5 protein-coding genes are annotated in these 5,108 nt (G+C 69.3%); all 5 read left to right on the forward strand.

What is annotated here, in order from left to right; translation table 11 throughout:
• The coding region (locus CRO07_RS17825) for a phage tail tape measure C-terminal domain-containing protein (protein WP_235841103.1) at positions 1 to 2,454 on the forward strand (2,454 nt) is incomplete at its 5' end.
• 61 nt (positions 2,455 to 2,515) lie between these two features.
• A complete protein-coding gene (locus tag CRO07_RS17830) occupies positions 2,516 to 3,142 on the forward strand; it encodes a DUF2460 domain-containing protein (RefSeq protein ID WP_097031971.1) in 627 nt (208 codons plus the stop codon).
• Complete coding sequence (locus CRO07_RS17835) at positions 3,139 to 4,023, forward strand: DUF2163 domain-containing protein (protein ID WP_097031972.1); 885 nt, start codon at positions 3,139 to 3,141, stop codon at positions 4,021 to 4,023. The genes CRO07_RS17830 and CRO07_RS17835 overlap by 4 nt, the downstream gene beginning before the upstream one ends.
• A complete protein-coding gene (locus CRO07_RS17840; protein WP_097031973.1) occupies positions 4,020 to 4,454 on the forward strand; it encodes a C40 family peptidase in 435 nt (144 codons plus the stop codon). Before CRO07_RS17835 ends, CRO07_RS17840 begins: the two co-directional genes overlap by 4 nt.
• A 24-nt stretch (positions 4,455 to 4,478) precedes the next feature.
• Positions 4,479 to 5,108, forward strand: a 630-nt coding sequence (locus tag CRO07_RS17845) for a GlsB/YeaQ/YmgE family stress response membrane protein (RefSeq protein ID WP_328589367.1), incomplete at its 3' end; no start/stop codon positions are given.

Below are 5,108 nucleotides of genomic sequence, written 5' to 3' on the forward strand. Positions count from 1 at the left end.
AAGAAGGTCTCCGTCCGCCTCGTGGCGGAGGGCGGACGTCGCGTGCGCGCCGAACTGGAGGGCGTGGGCGAGGCCGGGGCGAAGGGCCTCGGCCGCCTGTCGCGCGAGATGGAACTCGCGAACACCCGGCTGGCCGCTTTCGCGCGCCGTGCAGGTCTTGCCCTCGGGGCCGCTGCGGCGGCCGCGACAGCCTCGCTCGGTCTGATCGTCCGATCCACGGCCGAGAGTGCCGCGCAGATCCGGCAGTTCGCGCAGGTCGCCAATGCCACGCCCGAAGCCCTGCAGCGCTGGTCGGCCGGGGCGCGGACTGTGGGTATCGAGCAGGAGAAGCTGGCCGACATCCTGAAGGACGTGAACGACCGGGTCGGGGACTTTCTCCAGACCGGCGGCGGTCCGATGGCGGATTTCTTCGAGAAAGTGGCCCCGCGCGTGGGCGTCACGGCCGACCAGTTCGCGCGCCTTTCCGGCCCCGAGGCGCTGAAACTTTATGTCGATACCCTCGAACGCGCGGGTCTGAGCCAGCAGGAGATGACCTTCTATCTCGAGGCCATGGCCTCGGACGCGACCCGCCTCCTGCCCCTCCTGCGGAACGGCGGGGCAGAGATGGCACGACTGGGTGACCAGGCTTCCGATCTCGGTGCGGTTCTGGACAGCGATGCGCTGGAAGCCCTGCGCCGCACGCAGCTGGCGCTGGGCACCGTATCGCTGGTCTTCGACGGGTTGCGCAACCGCATCGCCGTCGCCGTGGCCCCGACCATCGAGGCGCTGGCCAATGCCTTCGTCGCTCTGGCCTCCGATGGCGGGATCCTGCGCTCGGCCATCGACACGCTGATCGGAAATCTCGGCCGTCTCGCCACCTATGCCGCAACCTTCGCCGCCGTCATGGCCGGGCGCTGGGTCGCGGGAATGGCGGCCGCTGCCCTGTCTGTGCGCGGCCTCGCGACGGCGCTCGTGTTCCTGCGAGGCGCCTTGATCCGCACCGGCATCGGCGCGCTAATCGTCGGCGCGGGCGAGCTGGTCTACCAGTTCTCGCAACTCGTCACCCGGGTCGGCGGCGTGGGCGAAGCGTTCCGGCTGCTTGGCGATCTGGCTCGCGAGGTCTGGTCGCGCATCGGCCTGGCGCTGGACGCGGCCCTCGCGCGGATGGCGGCCGGATGGGAGGGGCTGAAGGCGGCCGGTCTCTCGGCGCTTGAGGGCACCATCGCGGGTGTCGTCAGCTTCGGCGACCGGACGGCGGCGATCTTCCAGGGCGCCTATGACGCCGCAGTGGCGATCTGGGGCAGTCTGCCCGGTGCCATCGGCGACTTCGCATTTCAGGCCGCAAACGGGCTGATCTCCGGCGTCGAGGCGATGTTGAACGGCGTGGTCACCCGCATCAACAGGTTCATCGAGACGCTGAACGCAGCCCTCGCGCTGCTGCCCGAATGGGCCACCGGCGAAGGTGGCGTGCGGATCGGCATCCTCGCCCCGGTGGAACTGGGGCGTATCGGCAATCCCTTCGAAGGCGCGGCAACGGCCGCAGGGGCTGCTGCGGCGGACGCCTTTTCTGCCGCGCTGTCGCGGACCTATCTCGAACCGCCCGATCTTGGTCTCGGCGCAATGGCTGAGGATGCCCGCGCCCGGGCCGATGGCTATCGCGAAGCAGCCGGGATGCTGGCTGATGCCGCCGGTCGGCCGCTCGCCAGTTGGCAGGCGCTGAAGGATGCAGTGACTGGCACGGGGACCGAGGCAGAGACTGCGCTGGCGGATGCGGCTGGCGCGGCCGATGCCCTGACAGCCGGTCTGAACGACACCGCCACCGCCGCCGATGGTGCTGGCGGTGCCGCGCGCGAGGCCGGAGCTGCGGCGGCCGAGGGTGTGGACACGGCCCTCACTGGCTGGCAAGCCGTCACGGCGGCGCTCGCCGACTATGCCGCCAAGGCGCGCGACATCGGCGGGGACATTGGCAGCGCACTGGTGGGCGCCTTCCAGAGCGCCGAGAACGCCATCGGTGACTTCGTGAAGACCGGCAAGCTCGACTTCCGCGATCTGGTCACGTCGATGATCGCTGATCTCGCCAAGCTCGCCGCCCGCCGCTTCATCCTCGGTCCCATCGCAAACGCCCTTTCCGGAGCGCTGGGCGGCGCGGGCGGGATCTTCGCCAACATCCTGCATGCGGGCGGGATGGTCGGTGCCCCTGGTCCCGGACGCATGGTCCCGGCGCTGGCCTTTGCGGGTGCCCCGCGCATGCACAACGGCGGCTGGGCCGGGCTGCGACCTGACGAGGTGCCAGCGATCCTTCAGCGCGGGGAGCGGGTGCTCTCGCGACGGGAAGCGGCAGGCTACGGCCAGGCCAGCGCCCCGACTGTCAACGTCACGATCAACGCTCGTGACGCCGAGAGCTTCCGCCAGTCCCGGACGCAGGTCGCGAGCGACATCGCCCGCGCCGTGTCGCTGGGCCGGAGGGGCATGTGAGTGCGACCCCGCAAATGGGAACCGGTTGCGGGGGCCAGAGCACGAACCATGGAGAAACTTGATGGCGTTTCACGAGGTCCGCTTTCCGGACAACATCAGCCGCGGAGCGCGGGGCGGCCCCGAGCGGCGCACCCAGATCGTCGAACTGGCGAGCGGGGCCGAGGAGCGCAACGCCAGTTGGGCCAACAGCCGCCGCCGTTATGACGTGGCCTATGGCATCCGCCGCGCCGACGATCTGGCGGCGGTGGTTGCCTTCTTCGAGGCGAGGAACGGCCGCCTCCACGGCTTTCGTTTCAAGGATTGGGCCGACTTCAAGTCCTGCCTGCCGTCGCAGACGCCGGGGCCAGGCGATCAGCCGATCGGCACCGGGAACGGGGCGGCCACTCTGTTCCAGCTCACCAAACGCTACACCTCCGGCGCGCAGTCCTGGACGCGGGCCATCACCAAGCCCGTTGCCGGAACCGTGACCATCGCTCTGAACGGCACACCCCAAGCCTCCGGCTGGTCGGTCTCCACGACCTCCGGCCTTATCACCTTCACCACCGCCCCGGCCGCGGGCGTGGCCATCACCGCGGGCTTCGAATTCGACGTCCCCGTCCGCTTCGACACCGACGCCCTCGACGTCACTCTCGATCTCGAACGCCTCGGGTCGATCACCTCGATCCCCCTCGTGGAAATCCGCACATGAAGTCCCTGAACCCCGCGCTGCAGACCCATCTCAACGAGGGCACGACCACGCTTTCCTGGTGCTGGCGCATCACCCGAGCCGATGGCGTGACCTTTGGCTTCACGGACCACGACCGCACGCTGTCGTTCGACGGGACCGAGTTCGAACCGGAAAGCGGCCTGACCGCCTCCGAGATCCGGTCGGGCTCCGATCTGTCCGTCGATGCGCAGGACGCCCAAGGCGTGTTGTCCTCGGACCGGATCACCGAAACCGACATCCTTGATGGCCGTTGGGACAATGCGGCGGTCGAGGTCTGGCGGGTGAACTGGGCGAGCCCCGCGCAGCGCGTACTCCTGCGCCGCGGGGCCATCGGCCAGATCCGGCGCGGGCGGCTAGCCTTCGTGGCAGAGGTGCGCAGCCTTGCCCATGTCCTCGGCCAGACCGTGGGGCGGACGTTTCAGGCGAGTTGCGATGCCGCGCTGGGCGACGCGCGCTGCGGTGTGAACCTCGAGGCCACAGCTTTCAAGGGCGTCGGTGCGGTCGTCGATGTGCTGCGTGACCGGGCGTTCACCGCCAGCGGCCTCGGCACTTTCGAGGCTGGCTGGTTCACCTTTGGGCTGGTCGAGTGGACCAGCGGCGCGAATGCCGTGCGACGGGTCGAGGTGCTGTCGCATGACCTCGTCGACGGGGTGACGATCCTGACCCTGCTCGAGGCGCCGGTGCGCCCAATCACGGCGACGGATGCCTTCGTGGTCCGGGCGGGTTGCGACAAGCGGATCGCGACCTGCGGGACGAAGTTCGCCAATGTCGCCAACTTCCGGGGATTCCCGCACATCCCCGGGCAGGACGCGGTCCTGCGCTACGCGACGAAAGACGGCGGCCATGAGGGGGCGGTGCTGTGAGGGCCGCCGATCCCGCGCGCGTCATTGCCGCAGCCCGAATCTGGCTTGGCACGCCTTATCACGACCAGGCCAGCCTGCGCGGGGTCGGCTGCGATTGTCTCGGCCTGGCACGGGGCGTCTGGCGCGAGGTCGTCGGCCCGGAGCCGTTCCCGATCCCGCCCTACAGCCGCGACTGGGGCGAGACCGGGCCGCGCGAGGTGCTGGCCGATGGGGCGCGGGCGATGATGCCCGAGATCGCACCGGCCGATGCGCCACCCAGCGCGCTGATCCTGTTCCGCATGATGCCCCGCGCCATCGCCAAGCATGTGGGCATCCTCACCGGCCCCGACACCTTTTTGCACGCTTACGAGCGGCTCGGCGTCATCGAGGAACTGCTGACCCCCGCGTGGCGCCACCGCATCGCCTTCGCCTTCCTGTTTCCCGCACGTTGACCCCTACAATCTCGAGATTTGCAGATGGCCACGCTTGTCCTCGGCGCTGTCGGCTCCACCATCGGCGGGGCCTTTGGCGGCGCGATCCTCGGCTTCTCTGGCGCTGCCATCGGTGGCTTCATCGGCTCGACCATCGGGTCAGTGGTCGACAGCTGGATCGTGTCCTCGCTGGCCCCAGCGCAGAAGATCGAGGGCCAGCGCCTCGACAGCTTGCGCATCACCTCGGCCACTGAAGGCGCGATCATCCCGCGCCTCTACGGCCGGATGCGCATCGGCGGCAACATCATCTGGGCCACCGACTTCCGCGAGGAGACCAGGACCACCACCCAAGGAGGCGGCAAGGGCGGTGGCGGCGGCCGGGTCCAGACCACCGAATACCTCTACTACGCCAGCTTTGCGGTCGCCCTCTGCGAAGGTCCGATCACCGGCATCGGCCGCATCTGGGCCGACGGCAAGCCGCTGGACATGACCGGCATCACCTGGCGCCGGTATCCCGGCAACGAGACCCAGACGCCCGACCTGTTCATCACGGCAAAGATGGGGGCGGCCAACACCCCGGCCTATCGCGGCACCGCCTATGTCGTCTTCGAGGAACTGGCGCTTTCCACCTATGGCAACCGCCTGCCGCAGTTGTCGTTCGAGGTCTTCCGCCCG

The sequence above is a fragment of the Cereibacter ovatus genome (assembly GCF_900207575.1).
Classification (GTDB): Bacteria; Pseudomonadota; Alphaproteobacteria; order Rhodobacterales; family Rhodobacteraceae; genus Cereibacter_A; species Cereibacter_A ovatus.